Origin of the sequence: Pseudomonas eucalypticola (genome assembly GCF_013374995.1) — a bacterium.
In the GTDB taxonomy this organism is placed as follows: Bacteria; Pseudomonadota; Gammaproteobacteria; order Pseudomonadales; family Pseudomonadaceae; genus Aquipseudomonas; species Aquipseudomonas eucalypticola.
This window is the reverse complement of the sequence record NZ_CP056030.1, coordinates 1492375-1513367: the sequence shown is the minus strand read 5'-3', so window position 1 is coordinate 1513367 and position 20993 is coordinate 1492375. Positions and strand designations below refer to the sequence as shown.

The window sequence follows — 20993 nt, the reverse complement described above, 5'->3', positions numbered from 1 at the left end:
ATGAGGGCAGCGGGGCACAAAGCTAGTCGGCGCGGGCCCGCACATGAATGGCCGCGAAAGGCTCATTCTGCACCAGCTCCACCAGGGATTCCTTCACCAGTTCAAGGATGGCCATGAAGGTGACGACCACCCCCAGCTTGCCCTCCTCGGCGGTGAACAGTTCGACGAACGGCACGAAGCCGCCGCCCTTGAGGCGCTCCAGCACCTCACTCATGCGCTCGCGGGTAGACAGCGCCTCTCGGCTGACCTGGTGGCTTTCGAACAGGTCGCCGCGGCGCATCACCTCGGCCATGGCCATCAACACTTCTTCCAGCGCCACGTCGGGCATCAGCTTGCGCACCTTGGCCTGGGGCGCGTCCAGTTGCGGCACGTAGATATCGCGGCCCAGGCGTTTGAGGCCATCCAGGCCTTCGGCGGCGGCCTTGAAACGCTCGTATTCCTGCAGCCGGCGAATCAGTTCGGCGCGCGGGTCGTCCTCTTCCTGTTCGGCCTCGGCCGAACGCGGCAGCAACATGCGCGACTTGATCTCGGCGAGCATGGCCGCCATCACCAGGTATTCGGCGGCCAGCTCCAGGCGCACGGTCTTCATCAGCTCGACGTAGCCCATGTACTGGCGGGTAATCTCAGCCACGGGAATGTCGAGGATATCGATGTTCTGCTTGCGGATCAGGTACAGCAACAGGTCCAGCGGCCCCTCGAAGGCTTCCAGGAAGACTTCCAGGGCATCCGGTGGAATGTACAGGTCCAGCGGCATTTCCGTGTAGGACTGCCCGTAGACCAACGCCAGTTGCTCGGGCGCTCGCGGTTGTTCGACCTCGGGGGTGGGCTCGGCCACGGTCACGCCGGTCACGCCTCGGCCATGAAAGGCGCCGGGTCGCCGCAGCCCACGCGCACGACCTGGGGCTCGCCCTCGGCCAGGTTGATCACCGTGGAAGCCGAAACACCACCGAAACCGCCGTCGATGATCAGGTCCACCTGATGCTCCAGCAACTGGCGCATTTCGTAGGGGTCGGTCATGGGCAGCGTCTCGCCGGGCATGATCAGGCTGACGCTCATCAGCGGCTCGCCCAGTTCTTCCAGCAGCGCGTGGGAAATGGGGTGGTCCGGCACCCGCAGGCCGATGGTGCGGCGCTTGTCGTGCAACAACAGGCGCGGCACCTCGCGGGTGGCGTTGAGGATGAAGGTGTACGGCCCCGGGACATGCGCCTTGAGCAGGCGGAACGCGCCGGTGTCGATCTTGGCGAACAGCCCCAGCTGCGACAGGTCGCGGCAGATCAGGGTGAAATTGTGCTTGTCGTCGAGCTTGCGCAGGCGACGCACGCGCTCGATGGCGCCCTTGTCACCGATCTGGCAGCCGATGGCGTAGGACGAATCGGTAGGATAGATCACTACCCCGCCCTTGCGGATGATCTCCACGGCCTGCTTGATCAGGCGCGCCTGGGGATTGTCCGGATGAATCTGGAAAAATTGACTCACGTTCTCTACCTGTTGGTCAGACGACGAGTGGCTGCTCATGTTTGAACCGGCCCGACAGAAGTGGCAGATCCTCCGGCACCGGTCGGTAGATACCGATCTCGGACCAGGCCCCTGGACCATGGAAATCACTGCCGGCACTGGCCAGCAGACCGAATTCGCGCGCCAGGATCGACAAGGTGCCGACCTGCTCGGCCGGCTGCATGCCGTTGACCACCTCCAGGGCCTGGCCCCCGGCTTGAATATAGTCGGCAATCAGCTTGCGGCGCTTGCTGCGGGTGAAATCGTACTGCAGCGGGTGCGCCAGGCTTACCCACGCCCCGGCGGCGCGCAGGGTGGCGACGGTGTCTTCCAGGGTCGGCCAGTGCTGCTTGACGTCGCCCAGCTTGCCGGCACCCAGCCACTTGCGAAAGGCCTCGGCACGGTCACGCACGTGATTCTGGCGCACCAGGTACTCGGCGAAATGCGGGCGCGCCGGGGCGTTGCCGCTGTCACCCAGCTCCTGCTGGATGGCGCGGGCGCCTTCCAGGGCGCCGGGCATGCCCTTGAGCGCCAGTCGTCGGCTGATTTCCTCGGCCCGCAGCCAGCGGCCATGGTGCAACGCCTCGACCGCGGCGACCAACGGCGGCGCGTCCAGGGGGAAACCGTAGCCCAGCACGTGGATGGTGGCGCCGCCCCAGGTGCAGGACATTTCCACGCCGCTGACCCACTGCATGCCCAGCGCCCGCGTGGCTTCCCGGGCTTCGGGCAGGCCTTCGAGGGTGTCGTGGTCGGTCAGGGCCAGTACCCGCACACCATTGGCGTGGGCGCGCGCAGCCAGGTCCGTCGGCGAGAGTGAGCCGTCGGAGGCGGTGCTGTGGCAGTGCAGGTCAACATTCATGAGGTGGCGCTTTCGCTGTCTTTGATGTTTGTTATTATGCCGTCACATCCTGCTTCTGGCTGCCACTGTGAAACAATTCATCGATTTCATCCCGCTTTTCCTGTTTTTCATCGTCTACAAGCTGGACCCGCGCACCGTCGAAGTCGCCGGCCAACAGGTCACCCTGGGCGGCATCTTCAGCGCCACGGGCGTGCTGATCGCCAGTTCCATCATTGTGTACGGCATTCTCTTCATCACCCAGCGCAAGCTGGAGAAGAGCCAGTGGCTGACCCTGGCCGCGTGCCTGGTGTTCGGCAGCCTGACCCTGGCTTTCCATAGCGAGACGTTCCTGAAATGGAAGGCGCCGGTGGTCAACTGGCTGTTCGCCCTGGCGTTCGCCGGTAGCCACTTCATCGGTGACCGCCTGCTGATCAAGCGTCTGATGGGCCACGCCCTGACCTTGCCCGATACTGTGTGGGCGCGCTTGAACGTCGCCTGGATCGTGTTTTTCCTGTTCAGCGGTGCCGCCAACCTGTTCGTGGCGTTCACCTTCCAGAGCATCTGGGTGGACTTCAAGGTGTTCGGCAGCCTGGGCATGACCCTGCTGTTCCTGGTGGGCCAGGGCATTTACCTGTCTCGCCACCTGCATGACGCAGATACCACTACCCCGAAGACCGAGGACTGACATGCTCTACGCAATCATTGCCACCGACACGCCCGACTCGCTGGAAAAACGCCTGAGCGTTCGCCCGGCCCACCTGGCGCGCCTGGAAAAGCTCAAGGACGACGGCCGCCTGGTCCTGGCCGGCCCGCACCCGGCGGTAGACAGCAACGACCCGGGCGCCGCCGGCTTCTCCGGCAGCCTGATCGTCGCCGAGTTCGAGTCCCTGGCCGCCGCGCAGGAATGGGCCGGTGCCGACCCCTTCGTGGAAGCTGGCGTGTACGCCGACGTACTGGTCAAGCCGTTCAAGCAAACCCTGCCGTAACGGTGTGCATCGTGTAGGGGCGGGGGTTGCCGGCGCGCGGTTCGACAAGCCCGCTGGCACGCCGGCTCCTGCAAACTGCAAATTTCTCCCTTTGCATCAACCCATTGCCTCATCATTCGCCCGTGGCTGCCGACAACCTGCCGAACAATCGACAGAATAAGGAGTCACTATGCGCCAGAGTCTGCTGTTCTCGCTGTTGGTCGTGCTGCTTTTGGGCGCCAGTGATGCCCAGGCCGACGACGGCCCGGCGCCCTCGCCCCTGACCACCAGCGCCCCGCTCAGCGAATGGCAGCAACGGCTGAACGAAGGTGAACGCCTGCGTGCGGAGTTGAGCCAGGAAAACCAGCGGCTCAAACTACAATTGCAGGAGGCCCAGGCCAAGGCCGCGCCCGGCGTACGCCTGCTGACGGAACAGCAGCAATGGTTTGTGACAGGTGCGGGGGTAGCCTTGTTGGCCGCCCTATGCGGTATCTTTATCAGCGGCGGGCGTAGACAGCGCCGGCAATGGTTGAATTGAGAGTTTCATGAGCGATCTGTTACTGATTGATGATGATGTGGAGCTGTGCGAGCTCCTGAGCAGCTGGCTGGGCCAGGAAGGGTTCGTGGTGCGTGCCTGCCACGACGGCGCCAGCGCCCGCAAGGCCCTGGCCGAACTGTCCCCTGCCGCCGTGGTGCTGGACGTCATGCTGCCCGACGGCAGTGGCCTGGAACTGCTCAAGCAACTGCGCAACGAGCACGCCGACCTGCCGGTGCTGATGCTCTCGGCCCGCGGCGAACCCCTGGACCGGATCCTGGGCCTGGAGCTGGGCGCCGATGACTACCTGGCCAAGCCCTGCGACCCGCGCGAGCTGACAGCGCGGCTGCGTGCCGTGCTGCGCCGCAGCCACCCGACCGCCACCAGCGGGCAGCTGGAACTGGGCGACCTGTGCTTCAGCCAGGCGCGTGGCGTGGTGACCATCGACGAGCATGACATCACCCTGACCGTGTCCGAAAGCCGCCTGCTCGAAGCGCTGCTGCGCCAGCCGGGCGAACCGCTGGACAAACAGGAACTGGCGCAAATCGCCCTGGGCCGCAAGCTGACCCTGTATGACCGCAGCCTTGACATGCACGTCAGCAACCTGCGCAAGAAAATCGGCCCCCATGCCGACGGCCGCCCGCGCATCGTCGCCCTGCGTAGCCGTGGCTACTACTATGCGGAGTAGGCCGGCCCATGGCTCGGAGCGTTCAGCAGGCAGCTGCCTCTCTTTACTCAAGCTTTACGCTCCCCTGACTGCACCTGACCTTGATCTCCTTAAACTGAGCTCATCCGGTTAACACCGGCAACGAGACAAGGAGATTCACCATGCGCAAGACCCTGATGGCTCTGATGTTCGCCACCGCCCTGCCCACCGTTGCCATGGCGGCGCCCGAAGGTGGCCCTGGCGGCCCTGGCTTCGGCCCCGGCCCTGACTTCGGCGGCCCAGGCATGCACCACGAGCGCGGCCCACGTGATGGCTTCGCCAAACTGGACCTCACTCCGGAGCAGCGCGAGAAGATCGGCCAACTGATGGGCCAGGAACGCAACATCGACCGTGAAGTGCTGCATCGCTACCTGGAAAAACTGCCAGCCGCCGACCAGAAGGCGATGAAGGACGAGATCCAGGCCAAGCATGACAAAGCGCGCGCCGATATCCGCGCCGTGCTGAACCCGACCCAGCAGAAGCAGTTCGACGAAATGAAGAAGAAGCAGGACGAGCGCCGCGCCGAATGGAAGGAATTCCAGGAATGGAAAGCGCAAAAGGGTCAGAAAGCCCAGTAAGCTTCGCTCATCGTTGACCCCCGCCCGACACGTTCACGCGTGTCGGGCTTCTGCATTTGAGGTACTCCCTTGCGATCATTGTTCTGGCGCATCCTGGCAAGTTTCTGGCTGGCCATCACCCTCGTCGCCGGCCTGTCGATTCTGCTCGGCCATATCCTGAATCAGGACACCTGGATCCTGAGCCGCCACCCTGGCCTGAAAAACCTGGCCGAGACCTGGGTCACCACCTATGAGAAGGACGGCCAGGACGCGGCCCAGCAGCTGCTCGAACAGCGCAAGTGGCGTTACCACATCGATGTCCAGGTGCTCAACGAGGCAGGCGAGGCCGTGGTGCCGGGCACCTTCCCGCGCCGCGCGGCGGCCTTCGAGGCCCGGCAGAACGATGGCAATGATGATCGCCCGCTGCCCTGGCGGCGCCTGACGGCCGAGTACACCAGCCCCAAGACCGGTGACACCTACCTGCTGATCTACCGCATCGCCCATCCCGAACTGGATGCCTGGCGGCGCGAAAGCCTGGTATGGCCGCTGAGCGCGCTGGGTATCGCCCTGGTGGTACTGACCCTGTTCAGCCTGTTGGTCACCCTCTCCATCACCCGCCCCCTGAGCCGCCTGCGCGGCGCGGTGCATGACCTGGGACAGACCACCTACCAGCAGAACAGCCTGGCGCGGCTGGCCGACCGCCGTGACGAATTTGGCGTGCTGGCCAACGACTTCAACCGCATGGGCGCGCGTTTGCAGAGCCTGATCGGCAGCCAGCGCCAGTTGCTGCGGGACGTGTCCCATGAATTGCGCTCGCCCCTGGCGCGCCTGCGCATTGCCTTGGCGTTGGCCGAGCGCGCCGAACCAGAACAACGGGAGCGCCTGTGGCCACGCCTGACCCGCGAATGCGACCGGCTTGAGGCGCTGATCAGCGAAATTCTCACCTTGGCCCGCCTCGACGCCGAGCATGCGACGGCCGAACCGGTGGAGCTGGCCACGGTGCTCAAGAGCGTGCGCAACGATGCTCGCCTCAGCGCCGCCGAGCAGCAGATCAAGATTAAGTGTGAGCAGGGTCTGACCCTGACCGGCTGGCCGACCATGATCGAGCGGGCCGTGGACAATCTGGTGCGCAACGCCTTGCGCTTCAATCCTGAAGGCCAGCCCATCGAACTGGGCGCCCAGTTGAAAAACGAGCGGGTGCAAATCAGCGTGCGCGACCATGGCCCCGGCGTGGGTGACGAGCACCTGGCCCAACTGGGCGAACCGTTCTACCGCGCGCCCGGCCAGACCGCGCCCGGCCATGGCCTGGGCCTGGCCATCGCCCGCCGCGCGGTGGAGCGCCATGGCGGCACCCTGACCCTGGCCAACCACCCGGAAGGTGGCTTCCTGGCCATCCTTGACCTGCCATTGACGCCGGTGACCCAGGCTTGAAGCACCGCGGCGCCTTGTAGCAGCGGACCTGGCCGCGTCGGCCGCACACACGATGTGCCTGGCGGGTGAAGGCTGGGCCCACCGTTGCGCGGGGCGTTACGTAAAGCGCGGGATCAAACCGACCAGGCGCTGACGTAGTCGGCAGTGCTGACCTTGGGCGCTTCGCGCGGCGGGTTCAGCGGGGTACCCAGGTACAGGAAGGCAATGACTTCCTCGCCCTGCGCCAGCCCCAGGCCCTTGGCCACATGCGGCGCATAGGCCAGCTCGCCAGTGCGCCACACTGCGCCGATCCCCTGAGCGTAGGCGGCCAGCAGAATGTTCTGCGCCGCGCAACCGGCAGCCAGCAGTTGTTCGCTCTTCGGCACCTTGAAGTGGTCCTGCAAACGCGCGACCACCACAACCACCAGCGGCGCACGCAGCGGCATGCCGCGGGCTTTTTCCAGTGCCGCTTCGCTGGCATCACCCTTCAATCGCGCCGCCTCGGCCAGGATCTCGCCCAGCTGTTCACGGGCCGCACCTTCCACCGTCAGGAACCGCCAGGGCCGCAACTGACCATGGTCTGGCGCGCGCAGGGCGGCCTGGAACAACACTTCACGCTGCTGCGCCGTAGGCGCCGGTTCTACCAGGCGTGGCACGGATACACGGTTGAGCAATACGTCGAGGGCCTCCATGGGCCACCTCCCTGAACAGTTGAGTCACGCTATTCTAGACACAACGAGCAAACCCCTGTCGGGTTTACATGCCCGGACCCACAGGTAGAATGGCGCCCTTCATTTTCAAGCCCCGAGCGGACTCCATGGCGTTGCCGACCCTGCGTATCATTGGTTTCATCATCGGCATCTTCCTGATCACGCTGGCCATCAGCATGGCCGTGCCCATGGCGACGCTGTTGATCTTCCAGCACACCGGCGACCTGCCAGCGTTCCTGTGGTCCAGCCTGATCACCTTTGTCGCCGGCCTGGCGCTGATTGTTCCCGGCCGCCCCGAGCATGTACACCTGCGGCCGCGGGACATGTACCTGCTGACCGTCAGCAGCTGGTTGGTGGTGTGCGTGTTCGCCGCCCTGCCCTTCGTGCTCACCGAGCACATCAGCTACACCGATGCCTTCTTCGAAAGCATGTCCGGCATCACCGCCACAGGTTCCACGGTGCTCAGCGGCCTGGACACCATGAGCCCCGGCATCCTGATGTGGCGCTCGCTGCTGCACTGGCTGGGCGGCATCGGCTTCATCGGCATGGCGGTGGCCATCCTGCCGCTGTTGCGCGTGGGCGGCATGCGCCTGTTCCAGACCGAGTCTTCCGACCGCTCGGAAAAGGTCATGCCGCGCTCGCACATGGTGGCCAAGTCCATCGTGCTGGTGTACATCGGCATCACCGCCCTGGGTAGCCTGGCCTTCTGGGCCGCGGGCATGAGCCTGTTCGACGCCATCAACCACGCCATGTCGGCGATTTCCACGGGGGGTTTCTCGACCTCGGACCAGTCCCTGGCCAAGTGGTCGCAACCCGCGGTGCACTGGGTGGCGGTGGTGGTGATGATCCTGGGCAGCCTGCCGTTCACCCTGTACGTCGCCACCCTGCGCGGCAACCGCCGGGCGTTGCTCAAGGACGAACAGGTGCAGGGTTTTCTCGGTCTGTTGCTGGTGACCTGGCTGGTGATGACCACCTGGTACTGGTGGACGACCCAATTGCCCTGGTGGGAAGCCCTGCGCCACGTGGCCCTGAACGTGACCTCGGTGGTCACTACCACCGGCTTTGCCCTGGGCGACTACAGCCTGTGGGGCAATTTCGCCTTGATGCTGTTCTTTTACCTGGGGTTCATCGGCGGTTGCTCTGGCTCCACGGCCGGCGGGGTGAAGATCTTCCGCTTCCAGGTGGCCTATATCCTGCTCAAGGCCAACCTCAACCAGTTGATTCACCCGCGCGCGGTCATCCGCCAGAAGTACAACGGCCACCGGCTGGACGAGGACATCGTGCGCTCGATCCTGACGTTTTCGTTCTTCTTCGCCATCACCATCAGCGGCATCGCCCTGGCGCTGTCGCTGCTGGGCCTGGACTGGATGACCGCGCTCACCGGCGCGGCCAGTACCGTGTCGGGTGTCGGGCCAGGCCTGGGGGAAACCATCGGCCCGTCCGGCAACTTCGCCAGCCTGCCCTCGGCGGCCAAGTGGATATTGTCCGGCGGCATGCTGCTGGGCCGTCTGGAAATCATCACGGTGCTGGTGCTGTGCATGCCGGCGTTCTGGCGTCACTGACCGCCGCTTCCACGCCGAGCATACGAGTACGGTATTCGCCGGGGGTGGTATCGAACCAGCGGCGGAACGCACGGAAAAAGTTGCTGGGGTCGGCGAAGCCGAGCAGATAGGCCGCTTCCAGCAGGGTCATCTGCGGCTGGGCCATGTACTGCTCGGCCAATTCGCGGCGGGTGTCGTCGAGCAAGGCTTGGAAACTGGTGCCCTCTTCACGCAACCGCCGCTGCAGGGTGCGCTGGGACAGGTGCAGCACCTGGGCCACGGCTTCACGCTTGGGCTCGCCCTGGGGCAACAGCCGGCACAGCACCTGGCGCGCCTGGTGGGTCACCCTCCCCTCGGCGAACCGCGCCAGGTATTCCCCGGCAAAGCGGTCATGCAGCGCCGCCATGGCTTCGTTGGCGGTCGGCAACGGCACTTCCATGTCGGCCGGTTCGAAAATCAACGCATCATGGGCGGCACTGAACGCCATGGGGGCGTGAAAGGCTCGCCGATAGGGCTCCAGGTCCACGGGTTCAGGGGCCTGGAACAAGACCTTGCGCGGCTGCAGGCTGCGCCCCGTCAACCAACTGCATAACGATAGCGCACAGGCCAGCGATGCCTCGGCACTCTGGCGCGTCGGCACCAGGTGGTCACCGTGGACAGTGAGAATCAGCCCATAGCCTTCTGGCAGCATTTTGAAGGAGACATCGGCGCTCTCAGCGATGATGCGCTGGTAGCGCACCAGGCGGGCGAACCCTTCGGCCAGGGTGCGGCTGGACATCAGCGCGTAGCCGACGACATGGAACGAGGCGGGCCGCACGACCCGCGCCATGTTCAGGCCAATGGCAGGGTTGCCGGAGATCTCTACCGCCAGGGTCCATAACCGGGTCATGGAGTCCTGGGTGAAGCGTGCGTCAGGGTCGTCCAAGGCGGAGAAATCCAGCCCCAACTGGCGGAACAGCGCCGGGCAATCCAGCCCTTCAAGCTCCAGCGCCTTGACGATACCCATGGCCCAACTGGCCGATGTGGTCCTTTCACTCATGCCTGCCCCATTTCCGCGCCACGGCGATTGTGTCAAAAGATACAAAAGTGGCGCCAATAGTCAGTGGCTCGCCTTGTCGTTCACTCTAGACTTAAATAAGGTCCCACGTAGCCCCATTGATCGTCAGACGAGGCCGTCGTCGTGAACACTATCCAGCAGTTCGATCGTTTCAGTGATTTCTATCCCTACTACCTTGCCGAGCACAGTAATAGCACCTGCCGGCGTCTGCATTTCGTCGGCACCAGCCTGGTCATTGCCCTGGTGGCGTGGATCGTGGGCAGCGGCAGCTGGGGATTGCTCATTGCCCTCCCCATCGCCGGCTACGGTTTTGCGTGGGCCGGGCATTTCTTTTTCGAGAAAAACCGCCCGGCCACGTTTCGCTACCCGCTGTACAGCCTGGCCGGGGACTTCGTCATGTACCGGGACATGCTGGTGGGCAAGGTGGGGTTCTGATCGCGGGCGCGCTGTGGGCCCCACGGACGGCGTTCACGCCACGGAGGGTTGAGCCTGAGCTTGCGCACGCGCCTGGGCCTCGGCCAGGCGGTAGAGTTCGATCTGGCCGTCCCAGTGTTCGATCAGCGCCGTGCAGGACTCTACCCAGTCCCCGCAATTGAGGTACTCCACCTCGCCCACCTGACGGATCTCGGCATGGTGGATGTGCCCGCACACCACGCCGTGGAAACCACGCTTCACGCACTCGTGGGCAATGGCCTGCTCGAAGTCGCTGATGAAACTGACTGCGGTCTTGACCTTGTGCTTGAGGTACGCCGACAGCGACCAGTACCCGTAGCCATAGCGCGCCCGCCAATGGTTGAGCCAGCGGTTCAAGGTCAGCGTGAATTCATAGGCCGAGTCCCCCAGGAATGCCAGCCACCGGTGGTAACGGGTGATGACATCGAACTGGTCGCCATGGATGACCAGCAGCCGGCGACCATCGGCGGTCAGGTGTTCGGCCTGGTCGACCAACTGGATATTGCCCAGCATCAGTTTCGAATAGCGGCGCAGGAACTCGTCGTGATTCCCCGTGACGTAGATCACTTCCGTGCCGCGCTTGGCCATGGTCAGCAGGCGCCGGATCACATTGGTGTGCGCCTGGGGCCAATACATGCCACTGCGCATTTTCCAGCCGTCGATGATATCGCCCACCAAGTAAATGCGGTCGGCGTGGTACGCCTTGAGAAAACGCGACAGGTGCTCGGCCTGGCAGTCGCGGGTGCCCAGGTGTACATCAGAGATCCACAATGTGCGAACACGCTGCTTGCCGCTGGACTTGGGAAACTGGGCGCTGGTCATGGGCAAGCTCCGTCGGGGTTTGCACAAGCTTGCGACTGCGCCGTGAAATGACCATGACAGGCATGCAACAATGGCGTGACAAGCCCATCGATATCTAACCGATCCAGAGCGACCAAACAGGCGCCCCCCCCTCAACCACAGCAAGGATGCCCATGACGCCCCGTACTGCCCTTGGCGCCCTGCATATCGGCGCGTTGTTCTTCGGCCTGGCCGGCGTATTCGGCAAGCTGGCCAACGCCAGCGCCGTGGTCATCGTGATGGGCCGAGCGGCCTTCGCAGTATTGGCCCTGGCGACGTTCGCCCGGCTAGCGCGGCAGGGCTGGCAACCACTGGGACGCGGTGACCGGGGGCGGCTGCTGGCGGCCGGAGTGCTGTTGACTGGCCACTGGGTGACATTCTTTATCGCCGTGAAGGTCGCTGGGGTGGCGGTGGCGACCCTGGGTTTCGCCAGCTTCCCGGCATTCACCGTGCTGCTGGAAGGCCTGGTGTTTCGTGAGCGTATCCACCTCAGGGAGGTCATGCTGGTGCTGCTGGTCAGCGTCGGCCTGATCCTGGTGACGCCCGCGTTCGATCTCGCCAGCCAGGCCACCACTGGGCTGTTGTGGGCCATGCTCTCAGGGCTGACATTCGCGGTGCTGTCGCTGGTGAACCGCGCCAGTGGCAACCGTGTTCCGCCGGTTCAGGCGGCGTTGTGCCAGAACGCGGTGGTGGCGGTGTGTCTGGCGCCCCTGGCCGTACCGCAATTGGCCACCTTGGGCGCCATGGACTGGCTATGGATCGGCCTGCTGGGGGTATTCTGCACCGGCCTGGCCCACAGCCTCTTCGTCGCCAGCCTGGCGGTGATCAAGGCGCGCACCGCGGCGGTGGTGTTCGCCCTGGAACCGGTCTACGGCATTGCCTTTGCCTGGGTGTTCTTCAGCGAAACGCCAACGGCGCGCATGCTGGCCGGCGGCGTATTGATCTTCGCGGCAATCGTACTGTCCAGTAGGGCACCCAGCCCTACAGAGCCCAGCTGACCAGAACAGCCATTTCCAGCAGTTCCAGCAGCGCCCCGGCGGTGTCACCGGTCGTGCCCCCCAGGCGCCGACACATCTGCCGGCGCAACCCGGCACCGATCAGCACCGCCACCGCGGCCATGGCCAAGCCCTTGAAACCCGCCAACAGCAAGCAGGCGGCAACACTCACCCACAGCACGCCCCACCCAGCGGCCCGCGGCAAGTGATCGGCCAACGCCTGGCCCAAGCCGCCCGCGCGCACGTAAGGGGTAGTGAGAAAAAGGCCCAAAAGCGACGCCCGCCCCAGCAGCGGCGCGATCAACAACACCTGGGTATGGCCACTGTCGACCACCGCCAGCAGGGCGCAGAATTTGAGCAACAACACCAGCACCAGCGTCACCACGGCGATCGGGCCGCTGCGCGGATCCTTCATGATCTCCAACGTCCGGGCACGATCACCGAAGCCTCCCAACCACGCATCAGCGCTATCGGCCAGGCCGTCCAGGTGCAGGCCACCACTGAGCAGCACCCACGCGGCCAACAACAAAGCCCCATGCAGCAACGCTGGCGTTCCGGCCAGCACCAGGTTCAGCGCCCACAACAGCCCCCCGAACAGCAGGCCGACCAGTGGGTAGCACAGCAGCGAGCGGCCCATGGCCTGGGGCGGCGGCATGCCTGCCAGGCGTACCGGCAGGCTGCTGAGGAACTGCAGGGCGATCCAGAATGGCAACATGCATCAGGCCCCTTCGTGCAGTTGGCCATCGGCCAGGCGCGTCAGGGTAAACAGGCTGCCATTGCCCGCCTCCACCGACAGCAGTTGTTCCCGCGGCAGGCCCCGGGCGCGGGCCAGCAGCAGGCGCATGACGCCGCCGTGGCTCACCACCAGCAGGCGCTGGCCGGGCCAGGCCTGATGCAGCCGCGCTACCGCACCCAGCACCCGCGTACTGAAATCCAGCACGGGTTCACCGTTGGGCGGTGTGAAACCGTAGGGATTGGACCAGAACAAGCCCAGGCCGCGCTCGTCGGTCTGCATCAGCTCGGCGGCGCTGCGCCCTTCCCAGTCACCGAAGTGCAGTTCCTGCAGACCGGGTTCCAGGGTCAGGGGCAGTTGCCGGCTGGCCGCCAGCGCTTCGGCAAACAGCCGGCAGCGCTGCAGCGGCGAACTGATGATGCGGTCCCACGGCCCGCGCGCGGCCACGGCATCCTGCATCTGCTGCCAGCCGCGGGCGGTCAGGGCGTCGTCGAGGCTGCCGCGCAGGCCGCCGCCCAGCTCGGTTTCGCCATGGCGCAGCAGGTCCAGCGTCAGGCTCATTCGCTGCGGTCCGCCACCGCGGCTTCGGCGAAGGTCGCCATCTGCCCGTGCAGGTCGCAGGCCAGGCGCAGCAACGGCACGGCCAGGGCGGCGCCGCTGGCCTCGCCCAGGCGCAGGCCCAGGTCCAGCAACGGCTGGGCGTCCAGGGCGGCGAGCACGTGACGGTGGCCCGGCTCGGCGCCCCGGTGGCCGAACAGCAGCCACGGCCGGCACGAAGGGTTCAGGCGCACGGCCACCAGCGCCGCGACGGTGCAGATGTATCCGTCCACCAGCACGGCGATGCCAGCCTGGGCGCATGCCAGGTAGGCGCCCACCAAGGCCACCACCTCGAAACCGCCGAAGCAGAACAGGCGCTCCAGCGGCGCGCTGGGCAGACCGGCATGGGTGTCCAGCGCGCGCTGGATAACCTGGGCCTTGTGGCTGACGCCTGCGGCATCCAGGCCAGTCCCCGGGCCGGCCAGGTCGGTGATGGGGCAGCCGAGCAAGGCGCAGGCCAAGGCGGCCGCCGAGCTGGTGTTGCCAATGCCCATTTCGCCACCGATGAACAGCTCGGTGCCTGCGGCCAGGGCGCGCTGCACGCTGTCACGGCCGACTTGCAGCGCCTGTTCGCCCTGCTCGCGGGTCATGGCCGGCTCCACGGCGAAGTTGCGGGTGCCGGGGCCCACGCGTTCATGACGCACGCCAGGCAGGTTGTCCACCGAGGAGGCGGTGCCCAGGTCGACCACTTCAAGCTGCGCGTTCAACTGGCGGGCGAGGACGCTGATGGCTGCGCCGCCGTTGACGAAGTTGAGCAGCATTTGCCAGGTGACTTCCTGTGGGTATGGCGACACCCCTTCGGCGACAATGCCGTGGTCACCGGCGAAGATACTGATCCAGACCTTGTCCAGCGCCGGCTTCAGGCGCTGCTGCAGGCCCGCCAGTTGCACGGCCACGTCTTCCAGCGGGCCCAGGGAACCGGCTGGCTTGGTCAGCTGGCGCTGACGCTCCCGGGCCTGTTTCAGCGTCAGGGTATCGATGGGCTGGCAAGGTTGCAGCCACCAGGCATTGCTCATGCGTCGGTTCCTTTCAAGGTAAGGGGCAGCCCGGCCACGGTCAGCGTCACACGCTGGCAGCGTTCGGCCAGGGCCTGGTGCAACCAGCCGGCCTCGTCGACATAACGACGGGTCAATTCGCCCAGGGGCACGACGCCCAGGCCGGTCTCGTTGCTGACAAAGATGATTTCACCGGGCAGGCCGGCCAGGCACTGCAGCAGCGCTTCGCGCTCGGCGGCCAGGCGCTGGGGGTCTTCAGCCATCAGCAAGTTGGTCAGCCACAGGGTCAGGCAATCCACCAACAGGCAGCGCTCGGGGCTAGCGTGCTCGCGCAGCACCCGCGCCAATTCCAGGGGTTCCTCCACCAGCGCCCAATGGGCCGGGCGGCGCTCGCGGTGCAGTTGCACCCGGGCATTCATTTCCCCGTCCAATAGTTGGCTGGTGGCGATGTAGGTCACCGCCAGGCCGCTGTCGGCAGCCCGTTGTTCGGCCAGGCGGCTCTTGCCCGAGCGGGCGCCGCCGAGAATCAGTTGCAGCATGAGGCTGTACTCGCTTGCAGGCCGCACAAGGCGCGCAGGCGCTGGGTGTCCAGGTGGTTTTCCACCAGGTCGGCCAGGCGCTCGATGTCCACTTCGCGCAGGGCGTGGTAGTCCACGTCCTGCACATTCTCAAGACCGGCCCAGCGCAGCAGTGCGCTGCTGGAGGCCGGGTATTCGAACAGGCCGTGCAGGTAGGTGCCCATCACCTGGCCGTCGTCACTGATGGCACCGTCGCTGCGGCCATCCTCCAGGTGCACCAGTGGCTGGCCCAGGGCCGGGCCGCGGGTGACCCCGGCATGAATTTCATAGCCTGCCACGTCGGCATCTTCCAGGCTCAGGCGCCCGCGCACGTTGCGCAGTTGCTTCTCGCTTTCCAGCGTGGTTTCAAACTCCAGCAAGCCGAGCCCAGCGCTGGACCCGGCCGCGCCTTCCAGGCCAAGCGGGTCATGCACCTGCTGGCCGAGCATCTGCAGGCCACCGCAAATGCCCAGCAGCTTGCCGCCGTAGCGCAGGTGGCGAGCGATGGCGCCGTCCCAGCCCTGGGCGCGCAGGTAAGCCAGGTCACTGCGCACGCTCTTGGAGCCGGGCAGGATGATCAGGTCTGCCGGTGGAATATTGTCGCCAGGGCCGATGAACTGCAGGTCGACCTGGGGGTGCAGGCGCAACGGGTCGAAATCGGTGTGGTTGCTGATGCGCGGCAGCACCGGCACGATCACTTTCAGCACCTGGGCGGCCTTGTCGGCCTGGCGGCGGTCCAGGCCGTCCTCGGCCTCCAGGTGCAGGTCGAGCACGTAGGGCAGCACGCCGATCACCGGCTTGCCGGTGCGCGCCTCCAGCCAGTCCAGGCCGGGTTGCAGCAACGCCAGGTCACCGCGGAACCGGTTGATGATGAAGCCCTGCACCCGCGCCTGTTCGCTGGGCGACAGCAACTCCAGGGTACCGACCAGATGGGCGAATACCCCGCCGCGGTTGATGTCGGCGATCAGCAGCACCGGGCAGTCGACCTTCTCGGCGAAGCCCATGTTGGCAATGTCGCCCGCCCGCAGGTTGATCTCGGCCGGCGAACCGGCGCCTTCCACCATGACCACGTCGTATTGCCCGGCCAGGCGCTGGTGGGAAGCCAGCACCGCCTGCATGGCGATGGCCTTGTAGTCGTGGTACGCCACGGCGTTCATGGTAGTGACCGCGCGGCCATGGATGATCACCTGGGCGCCGGTGTCGCTGTTGGGCTTGAGCAGCACCGGGTTCATGTCGGTATGCGGTGGCAGGTAGGACGCCTGGGCCTGCACGGCCTGGGCGCGGCCGATCTCGCCACCATCGGCGGTCACGGCACTGTTGAGCGCCATGTTCTGCGGTTTGAATGGCACCACGGCCACGCCCTGGCGGGTCAGCCAGCGGCACAGGGCCGTCACCAGGGTGCTCTTGCCGGCGTCGGAGGTGGTGCCCTGCACCATCAGGGTTGTCATGAATACGCCTCGTTGAATGCCCGCAGGCCTTGTTCCAGCCGCACCCAGTCGGCTTCCTCGGCCGGCAGGCCTAAACGCACGCTGCTAGTGGCCACGAAGAGACGAACCAGGATGCCACGCAGGGCCAGGAAGTCCTTGAGTATCTCGGCCTTGTCGGTGACCAGCCACTGGAACAGCGCGCAACCACCGTGGGGCGCCAGGTCATGGCGCCCCAGCAGGTTGGCCAGGCGCACGCCGGCCAGGCGGCTGCGCTCGATGCGCTGCTGGTGCCCGGCGGTATCGCTCAGGCAAGCCTGGCCAAGGATGCGCGTGGGACCACTGACCGCCCAGGGCCCCACCTGCTCGCCCAGCAGTTGCAGGAACCTGGCCTGGGCCAGGACGAAGCCCAGGCGCACCCCGGCCAGGCCGAAGAATTTGCCGAAAGAGCGCAACACGATCAGCCCGGGGCGCTCCACATGGGCCGCCAGGCTGGCCTCGGGCGTGACGTCGACGAAGGCTTCGTCCACCACCAGCCAGCCTCCGCGCTGGGCCAGGCGTGCATGCCAGTCCAGCAGGCGCTCGGCCGGCAACAGGCGGCCGGTGGGGTTGTTGGGGTTGACCACCACCAGTACATCGAGGCTGTCGAGGAAGAAGTCCACTTCGCTCTCGCTGACTTCGCGCACCAAGTGGCCGGCACGGCGCCAGGCCTCGGCGTGTTCGGCATAGCACGGCGACAGCACGCCGATCTTGCCGCCACGGCGCAGGCGGGGCAGCAACTGGATGGCACACTGGGAGCCCGGTACCGGCAGCACCTGGTTCACGCCGTAATAGGCACAGGCAGCCGCTTCCAGGCCGTCGTCGGTTTCCGGCAGGCGCGCCCAGGCACGCTCGGGAATCACCGGGATCGCCCAGGGCCACGGCGCCAGGCCCGTGGACAGGTCCAGCCACTGGGGCTCGGGAATACCGTAGTGCAGTGCTGCCTTGCGCAGCCCGCCGCCATGCTCAAGCATAGAATTGCCCCCCGACACACAGAATCAGCAGCCACAGCCACACGCCGCGCTGCACCAGTTGCCAGCCACGGTCGATGGACGAAGCATCGGCGGCCGGACCTTCGCCCAGGGTCGCGCGCTCATGCAGTTCGCCGTGGTAAATGGCCGGGCCGCCCAACTCGACGCCCAGGGCACCGGCGCCGGCGGCCATGACCGGGCCAGCGTTGGGGCTGTCCCACTTCGGCGCTTGCTGCCGCCAGCAGCGCAGGGCCAGGCGGGTCTTGCCCAGCAAGGCATAGGTCAGGGCCACCAACCGTGCAGGCACATAGTTGAGGACGTCGTCGATGCGCGCCGCTGCCCAGCCAAAACGCTCGAAGCGCTCGTTGCGGTAGCCCCACATGGCGTCCAGGGTGTTGCTCAGGCGGTACAGCACCACCCCCGGCGCGCCGGCCACGGCGAACCAGAACAGCGCGGCGAACACCGCGTCGCTGCCGTTTTCCAGAACCGACTCGGTGGCGGCGCGGGCCACCGCGGTGGCGTCCAGTTCACGGGTCTGGCGGCTGACCAGGTAGCCGACACGGGTACGTGCGGTGGCCAGGTCGTCGCTGCGCAGGGCCTGGGCCACCGGCTCGACGTGTTCACCCAGGCTGCGCAGGCCCAAAGCGCAGTACAGCGCGAGTATTTCCACCAGGGTGCCAATATAAGGCAGCCAGGACAGCAGCGTCGCCGCCAGGGTCAGCGGGATGACCGCCAGGAACCAGGCCGTCACACCATGGCTGCGCCAGCCGCGGCCACCGCTGTTGAAACGGCGCTCCAGGCGGTCGGCCAGGCGCCCGAACGCCACCAGCGGGTGGCGGCGCTTGGGTTCGCCGAGCAAGGCGTCCAGCGCCACGCCGGCGACGGTGATCAGGGCCACACTCATGGTTTCACTCCCCAATGGTTTTCGTAGAGCATCTCGCTCAGGGGTTTTTCCTCGGCCCAGCCTTCCATCACCAGCATGGGCGACGGGTAGAACTCGGTGACCGGCCCCAGGCACAGCACCGCCATGGGCTTGGCGCCTGCGGGCAGGCCCAGCAGCGCGGCCAGTGCCTGTGGGTCGAACAGCGACACCCAGCCCATGCCGAGCCCCTCGGCACGGGCCGCCAGCCACAGGTTCTGGATGGCGCAGGACAACGACGCCAGGTCCATCTCCGGCAGCGTGCGGCGGCCGAAGATGTGCCGCTCGCGGCCGTCCATCAACGCCGCCACCAGCACTTCGGCGCAGTCGTTGATCCCTTCGACCTTGAGCTTCATGAACTCATCGGAGCGTTCGCCCAATGCCTCGGCGGTGCGCAGCCGCTCGGCCTCCACCACGTCCTGGATCTGGCCGCGCAGCTCACGCTGGCTGATACGGATAAAGCGCCAGGGCTGCATCAGGCCGACACTGGGGGCCTGGTGTGCCGCGTGCAGCAGGCGGGTCAGCAGTTCGGGGGCAATGGTACCGCCGGCGAAATGGCGCATGTCGCGGCGTTCACCGATGGCTCGGTAGACCGCCGCGCGCTCGGCGGGGGTGTAGGCGTTGTCATTCATCAGGCAGGCATGGCCCCTGTGGGGCGGAACAGGGCAGCGATGGCCGCCGGGTTCGAAGGAAAATAGAAGTGCACGTAGGAAGCCGTCAGGCGCCCCAGGCGGTAGACCGCTTCGGCGCCACGACCGCCGTTCGGGCTCAGGCCACGGGCGATGGGCGCCAGTTCGGTGCGGGTCAGCGAATGGTGGTAAGTGTGGCCACGCAGGATGCCCTCCGGCAGTTCCACCGCTTGCAGGGCCAGGGCCGCCAGGCGCTTTTGCATCACCGCTTCGCCGGGCAGCAGGCCGAGCAGGTCGGCACGCACGCCGTCGACATCGGTGAGGGCGTCGAGCAGGTACAGCATGCCGCCACATTCGGCCAGCAGCGGTTTGCCCGCGGCGTGGTGCTCACGGATATCGCTCAGCATCGAGGTATTGGCCGCCAGTGTCGGGTGGTGCAGTTCCGGGTAGCCACCCGGCAGGTAGAGGCTGTCACACGCGGGCAAGCGCCCATCGTGAAGGGGCGAGAAGAAACTCAACTGTGCGCCCATGGCCTGCAGCAGGTCCAGGCTGGCGCCGTAGGTGAAGGCAAAGGCTTCGTCACGGGCCACGGCAATGCGCACACCCGCCAGCAGCGGCTCGCAAGGCACCGGGGTCGGCGCGGCGAAGGCCACCGGTGGCGGCAGCGCCACCTCGCAGCTATCGGCCAGGGCCGCGGCGGCAGCGTCCAGGCGCAGGTCCAGGTCGTTAAGCTCGCTGGCTTGCACCAAGCCCAGGTGGCGGCTGGGCAGTTCGATACCGGTTTCCCGCGACAAGGCGCCGTACCAGCGCAGGCCTTCGGTCAGGCTGCCTTCGAGCAACTGCGCGTGGCGCAGGGTGCCGACGCGGTTGGCCAACACCCCGGCGAATGGCAGGTCGGGCTGGTAGCGTGCCAGGCCCAGGGCCAGGGCGCCGAAGGTCTGGGCCATGGCGGTGCCGTCGATCACGCCCAACACCGGCACGCCGAAATGGCGCGCCAGGTCGGCGCTGGACGGGGTGCCATCGAACAGCCCCATCACCCCTTCGATCAGGATCAGATCGGCCTCGGCCGCCGCCTCCCACAACAGCCGACGGCTCTCGTCGGCCCCCACCATCCACAGGTCGAGCTGGTACACCGGGGCGCCGCTGGCGCGCTCCAGGATCATGGGGTCGAGGAAATCCGGCCCGCACTTGAATACCCGCACCTTGCGGCCCTGGTTGCGGTGCAGGCGTGCCAGGGCGGCGGTGACGGTGGTCTTGCCCTGGCCCGACGCCGGCGCGGCGATCAGTACCGCCGGGCAATGACGCGGCTGGGTCATAGTTCGATGCCTTTCTGGGCACGGATGCCGGCCTGGAAAGCGTGTTTGACCATGCCCATCTCGGTCACGGTATCGGCCAATTCCACCAGCTCCTCCTTGGCACCGCGGCCGGTCACCACCACGTGCTGCATGGGCGGGCGCGCCTGCAGGTCGGCCAATACCTGTTCCAGGTCCAGGTAGCCGTGCTTGAGGGCGATGTTCAGTTCGTCGAGGATCACCAGGCCGATGGACTCGTCGCGCAGCAACTGGCGCGAAACGGCCCAGGCGGCTTCGGCTGCGGCGATGTCACGCTGGCGGTCCTGGGTTTCCCAGGTGAAGCCCTCGCCCATCACGTGGTAGCGCACCTGCTCGGGGAAACGGCGGAAGAACAGTTCCTCGCCAGTGGCATTGCGGCCCTTGATGAACTGCACCACGCCACACTCCATGCCGTGGCCCATGGCGCGGGCGAGCATGCCGAAAGCCGAACTGCTCTTGCCCTTGCCATTACCGCCCAATACCAGCAGCAAACCGCACTCATTGGGGGCATTGGCAATACGCTCGTCGATGACGGCCTTCTTGCGCAGCATGCGCGCCAGATGGCGCTCTTCACGTTCCAGGGATTCACTCATGGCAGCTCTCCGCTACACCTGCGCGCAGGCAGCATCGACGAAAAGCCGCGGCCCGGCCGGGCGCAGCGAGACTCGTCAATGCCGCTCTCACCCGCGCGACAGAA

25 protein-coding genes are annotated in these 20993 nt (G+C 66.2%); 9 read left to right on the top strand and 16 right to left on the bottom strand.

Annotation, left to right across the window (positions count from 1 at the left end):
• Nucleotides 1–22: 22 nt before the first annotated feature.
• The 3 genes from HWQ56_RS06985 to HWQ56_RS06975 form a co-directional block, all read right to left on the bottom strand.
• On the bottom strand, nt 23–721 hold the full coding sequence (locus HWQ56_RS06985) for a segregation and condensation protein A (RefSeq protein WP_176572354.1): 699 nt from the start codon (nt 719–721) through the stop codon (nt 23–25).
• A 125-nt stretch (nt 722–846) separates the two neighbouring features.
• Nucleotides 847–1476 carry an L-threonylcarbamoyladenylate synthase gene (locus HWQ56_RS06980; RefSeq protein ID WP_158156428.1) on the bottom strand — a complete coding sequence of 210 codons (630 nt, stop codon included), beginning with the start codon at nt 1474–1476 and terminating at the stop codon, nt 847–849.
• Nucleotides 1477–1492: 16 nt separating this feature from the next.
• A complete protein-coding gene (locus HWQ56_RS06975) occupies nt 1493–2353 on the bottom strand; it encodes a PHP domain-containing protein (protein ID WP_158156426.1) in 861 nt (286 codons plus the stop codon).
• A gap of 67 nt (nt 2354–2420) precedes the next feature.
• Between HWQ56_RS06975 and HWQ56_RS06970 the strand changes: the two genes are divergently transcribed.
• The 6 genes from HWQ56_RS06970 to HWQ56_RS06945 all read left to right on the top strand — a co-directional run bounded on the left by HWQ56_RS06970 (nt 2421) and on the right by HWQ56_RS06945 (nt 6526).
• On the top strand, nt 2421–3017 hold the full coding sequence (locus tag HWQ56_RS06970) for a septation protein A (protein ID WP_158156424.1): 597 nt from the start codon (nt 2421–2423) through the stop codon (nt 3015–3017).
• A gap of 1 nt (nt 3018) precedes the next feature.
• Nucleotides 3019–3318, top strand: coding sequence for a YciI family protein (locus tag HWQ56_RS06965; RefSeq protein WP_158156422.1), 300 nt, complete (start codon nt 3019–3021; stop codon nt 3316–3318).
• A gap of 169 nt (nt 3319–3487) precedes the next feature.
• On the top strand, nt 3488–3835 hold the full coding sequence (locus HWQ56_RS06960) for an SH3 domain-containing protein (RefSeq protein ID WP_176570100.1): 348 nt from the start codon (nt 3488–3490) through the stop codon (nt 3833–3835).
• 7 nt (nt 3836–3842) lie between these two features.
• Nucleotides 3843–4520 carry a response regulator transcription factor gene (locus HWQ56_RS06955; protein ID WP_158156418.1) on the top strand — a complete coding sequence of 226 codons (678 nt, stop codon included), beginning with the start codon at nt 3843–3845 and terminating at the stop codon, nt 4518–4520.
• A gap of 140 nt (nt 4521–4660) precedes the next feature.
• A complete protein-coding gene (locus HWQ56_RS06950; protein WP_158156416.1) occupies nt 4661–5116 on the top strand; it encodes a Spy/CpxP family protein refolding chaperone in 456 nt (151 codons plus the stop codon).
• A 69-nt stretch (nt 5117–5185) separates the two neighbouring features.
• Nucleotides 5186–6526 carry a sensor histidine kinase gene (locus HWQ56_RS06945; RefSeq protein ID WP_158156415.1) on the top strand — a complete coding sequence of 447 codons (1341 nt, stop codon included), beginning with the start codon at nt 5186–5188 and terminating at the stop codon, nt 6524–6526.
• Nucleotides 6527–6639: 113 nt separating this feature from the next.
• Here HWQ56_RS06945 and HWQ56_RS06940 read toward each other — a convergent pair whose 3' ends face one another.
• Complete coding sequence (locus tag HWQ56_RS06940; RefSeq protein ID WP_176570099.1) at nt 6640–7197, bottom strand: nitroreductase family protein; 558 nt, start codon at nt 7195–7197, stop codon at nt 6640–6642.
• A gap of 125 nt (nt 7198–7322) precedes the next feature.
• On the opposite strand from HWQ56_RS06940, the gene HWQ56_RS06935 reads away from it, so the two are divergent.
• A complete protein-coding gene (locus tag HWQ56_RS06935; RefSeq protein WP_158156411.1) occupies nt 7323–8777 on the top strand; it encodes a TrkH family potassium uptake protein in 1455 nt (484 codons plus the stop codon).
• On the opposite strand, the gene HWQ56_RS06930 is transcribed toward HWQ56_RS06935, so the two are convergent.
• A complete protein-coding gene (locus tag HWQ56_RS06930; RefSeq protein ID WP_158156409.1) occupies nt 8734–9795 on the bottom strand; it encodes an AraC family transcriptional regulator in 1062 nt (353 codons plus the stop codon). The two genes, HWQ56_RS06935 and HWQ56_RS06930, sit on opposite strands and share 44 nt — an antisense overlap.
• 141 nt (nt 9796–9936) lie before the next feature.
• Between HWQ56_RS06930 and HWQ56_RS06925 the strand changes: the two genes are divergently transcribed.
• A complete protein-coding gene (locus HWQ56_RS06925) occupies nt 9937–10248 on the top strand; it encodes an Mpo1-like protein (protein ID WP_158156407.1) in 312 nt (103 codons plus the stop codon).
• Between the two features lie 33 nt (nt 10249–10281).
• Here the strand turns inward: HWQ56_RS06925 and HWQ56_RS06920 are convergent, their stop codons facing one another.
• Nucleotides 10282–11088: a UDP-2,3-diacylglucosamine diphosphatase gene (locus HWQ56_RS06920; RefSeq protein ID WP_158156405.1), complete on the bottom strand. Its 807-nt coding sequence runs from the start codon at nt 11086–11088 to the stop codon at nt 10282–10284.
• 152 nt (nt 11089–11240) lie between these two features.
• Here HWQ56_RS06920 and HWQ56_RS06915 point away from each other — a divergent pair, with 152 nt between their 5' ends.
• A complete protein-coding gene (locus tag HWQ56_RS06915) occupies nt 11241–12104 on the top strand; it encodes a DMT family transporter (protein ID WP_176570098.1) in 864 nt (287 codons plus the stop codon).
• Here HWQ56_RS06915 and HWQ56_RS06910 read toward each other — a convergent pair.
• Genes HWQ56_RS06910 through cobO form a run of 10 tightly spaced genes read right to left on the bottom strand, consistent with a single transcriptional unit; the run spans nt 12088 to nt 20889 of the window.
• Nucleotides 12088–12816, bottom strand: a complete 729-nt coding sequence (locus HWQ56_RS06910; RefSeq protein WP_176570097.1) for an adenosylcobinamide-GDP ribazoletransferase — start codon at nt 12814–12816, stop codon at nt 12088–12090. The genes HWQ56_RS06915 and HWQ56_RS06910 overlap by 17 nt on opposite strands.
• A 3-nt stretch (nt 12817–12819) precedes the next feature.
• On the bottom strand, nt 12820–13395 hold the full coding sequence (gene cobC, locus HWQ56_RS06905; RefSeq protein ID WP_176570096.1) for an alpha-ribazole phosphatase family protein: 576 nt from the start codon (nt 13393–13395) through the stop codon (nt 12820–12822).
• Complete coding sequence (gene cobT / locus HWQ56_RS06900; protein ID WP_176570095.1) at nt 13392–14447, bottom strand: nicotinate-nucleotide--dimethylbenzimidazole phosphoribosyltransferase; 1056 nt, start codon at nt 14445–14447, stop codon at nt 13392–13394. Before cobT ends, cobC begins: the two co-directional genes overlap by 4 nt.
• Nucleotides 14444–14965, bottom strand: a complete 522-nt coding sequence (gene cobU, locus HWQ56_RS06895; RefSeq protein ID WP_176570094.1) for a bifunctional adenosylcobinamide kinase/adenosylcobinamide-phosphate guanylyltransferase — start codon at nt 14963–14965, stop codon at nt 14444–14446. Before cobU ends, cobT begins: the two co-directional genes overlap by 4 nt.
• Complete coding sequence (locus HWQ56_RS06890) at nt 14953–16431, bottom strand: cobyric acid synthase (protein ID WP_176570093.1); 1479 nt, start codon at nt 16429–16431, stop codon at nt 14953–14955. The genes cobU and HWQ56_RS06890 overlap by 13 nt, the downstream gene beginning before the upstream one ends.
• On the bottom strand, nt 16428–17420 hold the full coding sequence (cobD, locus tag HWQ56_RS06885) for a threonine-phosphate decarboxylase CobD (RefSeq protein ID WP_176570092.1): 993 nt from the start codon (nt 17418–17420) through the stop codon (nt 16428–16430). The genes HWQ56_RS06890 and cobD overlap by 4 nt, the downstream gene beginning before the upstream one ends.
• The gene (cbiB, locus tag HWQ56_RS06880; RefSeq protein ID WP_176570091.1) at nt 17413–18321 is read right to left on the bottom strand and encodes an adenosylcobinamide-phosphate synthase CbiB; all 909 of its coding nucleotides are present in this window, start codon (nt 18319–18321) and stop codon (nt 17413–17415) included. The genes cobD and cbiB overlap by 8 nt, the downstream gene beginning before the upstream one ends.
• Nucleotides 18318–18968 carry a 5,6-dimethylbenzimidazole synthase gene (gene bluB / locus HWQ56_RS06875; protein ID WP_158154196.1) on the bottom strand — a complete coding sequence of 217 codons (651 nt, stop codon included), beginning with the start codon at nt 18966–18968 and terminating at the stop codon, nt 18318–18320. The genes cbiB and bluB overlap by 4 nt, the downstream gene beginning before the upstream one ends.
• Complete coding sequence (locus tag HWQ56_RS06870; protein WP_176570090.1) at nt 18968–20281, bottom strand: cobyrinic acid a,c-diamide synthase CobB; 1314 nt, start codon at nt 20279–20281, stop codon at nt 18968–18970. The genes bluB and HWQ56_RS06870 overlap by 1 nt, the downstream gene beginning before the upstream one ends.
• Nucleotides 20278–20889, bottom strand: coding sequence for a cob(I)yrinic acid a,c-diamide adenosyltransferase (gene cobO, locus HWQ56_RS06865; protein ID WP_176570089.1), 612 nt, complete (start codon nt 20887–20889; stop codon nt 20278–20280). Before cobO ends, HWQ56_RS06870 begins: the two co-directional genes overlap by 4 nt.
• Nucleotides 20890–20993 lie beyond the last annotated feature (104 nt).

Bases quoted from the DNA above. Each gene is read 5' to 3' on its own strand.
- HWQ56_RS06975 (WP_158156426.1), bottom strand. From the start codon at position 2,353: ATGAATGTTGACCTGCACTGCCACAGCACCGCCTCCGACGGCTCACTC.
- HWQ56_RS06965 (WP_158156422.1), top strand. From the start codon at position 3,019: ATGCTCTACGCAATCATTGCCACCGACACGCCCGACTCGCTGGAAAAA.
- HWQ56_RS06960 (WP_176570100.1), top strand. From the start codon at position 3,488: ATGCGCCAGAGTCTGCTGTTCTCGCTGTTGGTCGTGCTGCTTTTGGGC.
- HWQ56_RS06955 (WP_158156418.1), top strand. From the start codon at position 3,843: ATGAGCGATCTGTTACTGATTGATGATGATGTGGAGCTGTGCGAGCTC.
- HWQ56_RS06950 (WP_158156416.1), top strand. From the start codon at position 4,661: ATGCGCAAGACCCTGATGGCTCTGATGTTCGCCACCGCCCTGCCCACC.
- HWQ56_RS06940 (WP_176570099.1), bottom strand. From the start codon at position 7,197: ATGGAGGCCCTCGACGTATTGCTCAACCGTGTATCCGTGCCACGCCTG.
- HWQ56_RS06935 (WP_158156411.1), top strand. From the start codon at position 7,323: ATGGCGTTGCCGACCCTGCGTATCATTGGTTTCATCATCGGCATCTTC.
- HWQ56_RS06930 (WP_158156409.1), bottom strand. From the start codon at position 9,795: ATGAGTGAAAGGACCACATCGGCCAGTTGGGCCATGGGTATCGTCAAG.
- HWQ56_RS06920 (WP_158156405.1), bottom strand. From the start codon at position 11,088: ATGACCAGCGCCCAGTTTCCCAAGTCCAGCGGCAAGCAGCGTGTTCGC.
- HWQ56_RS06915 (WP_176570098.1), top strand. From the start codon at position 11,241: ATGACGCCCCGTACTGCCCTTGGCGCCCTGCATATCGGCGCGTTGTTC.
- HWQ56_RS06910 (WP_176570097.1), bottom strand. From the start codon at position 12,816: ATGTTGCCATTCTGGATCGCCCTGCAGTTCCTCAGCAGCCTGCCGGTA.
- cobC (WP_176570096.1), bottom strand. From the start codon at position 13,395: ATGAGCCTGACGCTGGACCTGCTGCGCCATGGCGAAACCGAGCTGGGC.
- cobT (WP_176570095.1), bottom strand. From the start codon at position 14,447: ATGAGCAATGCCTGGTGGCTGCAACCTTGCCAGCCCATCGATACCCTG.
- cobU (WP_176570094.1), bottom strand. From the start codon at position 14,965: ATGCTGCAACTGATTCTCGGCGGCGCCCGCTCGGGCAAGAGCCGCCTG.
- HWQ56_RS06890 (WP_176570093.1), bottom strand. From the start codon at position 16,431: ATGACAACCCTGATGGTGCAGGGCACCACCTCCGACGCCGGCAAGAGC.
- cobD (WP_176570092.1), bottom strand. From the start codon at position 17,420: ATGCTTGAGCATGGCGGCGGGCTGCGCAAGGCAGCACTGCACTACGGT.
- cbiB (WP_176570091.1), bottom strand. From the start codon at position 18,321: ATGAGTGTGGCCCTGATCACCGTCGCCGGCGTGGCGCTGGACGCCTTG.
- bluB (WP_158154196.1), bottom strand. From the start codon at position 18,968: ATGAATGACAACGCCTACACCCCCGCCGAGCGCGCGGCGGTCTACCGA.
- HWQ56_RS06870 (WP_176570090.1), bottom strand. From the start codon at position 20,281: ATGACCCAGCCGCGTCATTGCCCGGCGGTACTGATCGCCGCGCCGGCG.
- cobO (WP_176570089.1), bottom strand. From the start codon at position 20,889: ATGAGTGAATCCCTGGAACGTGAAGAGCGCCATCTGGCGCGCATGCTG.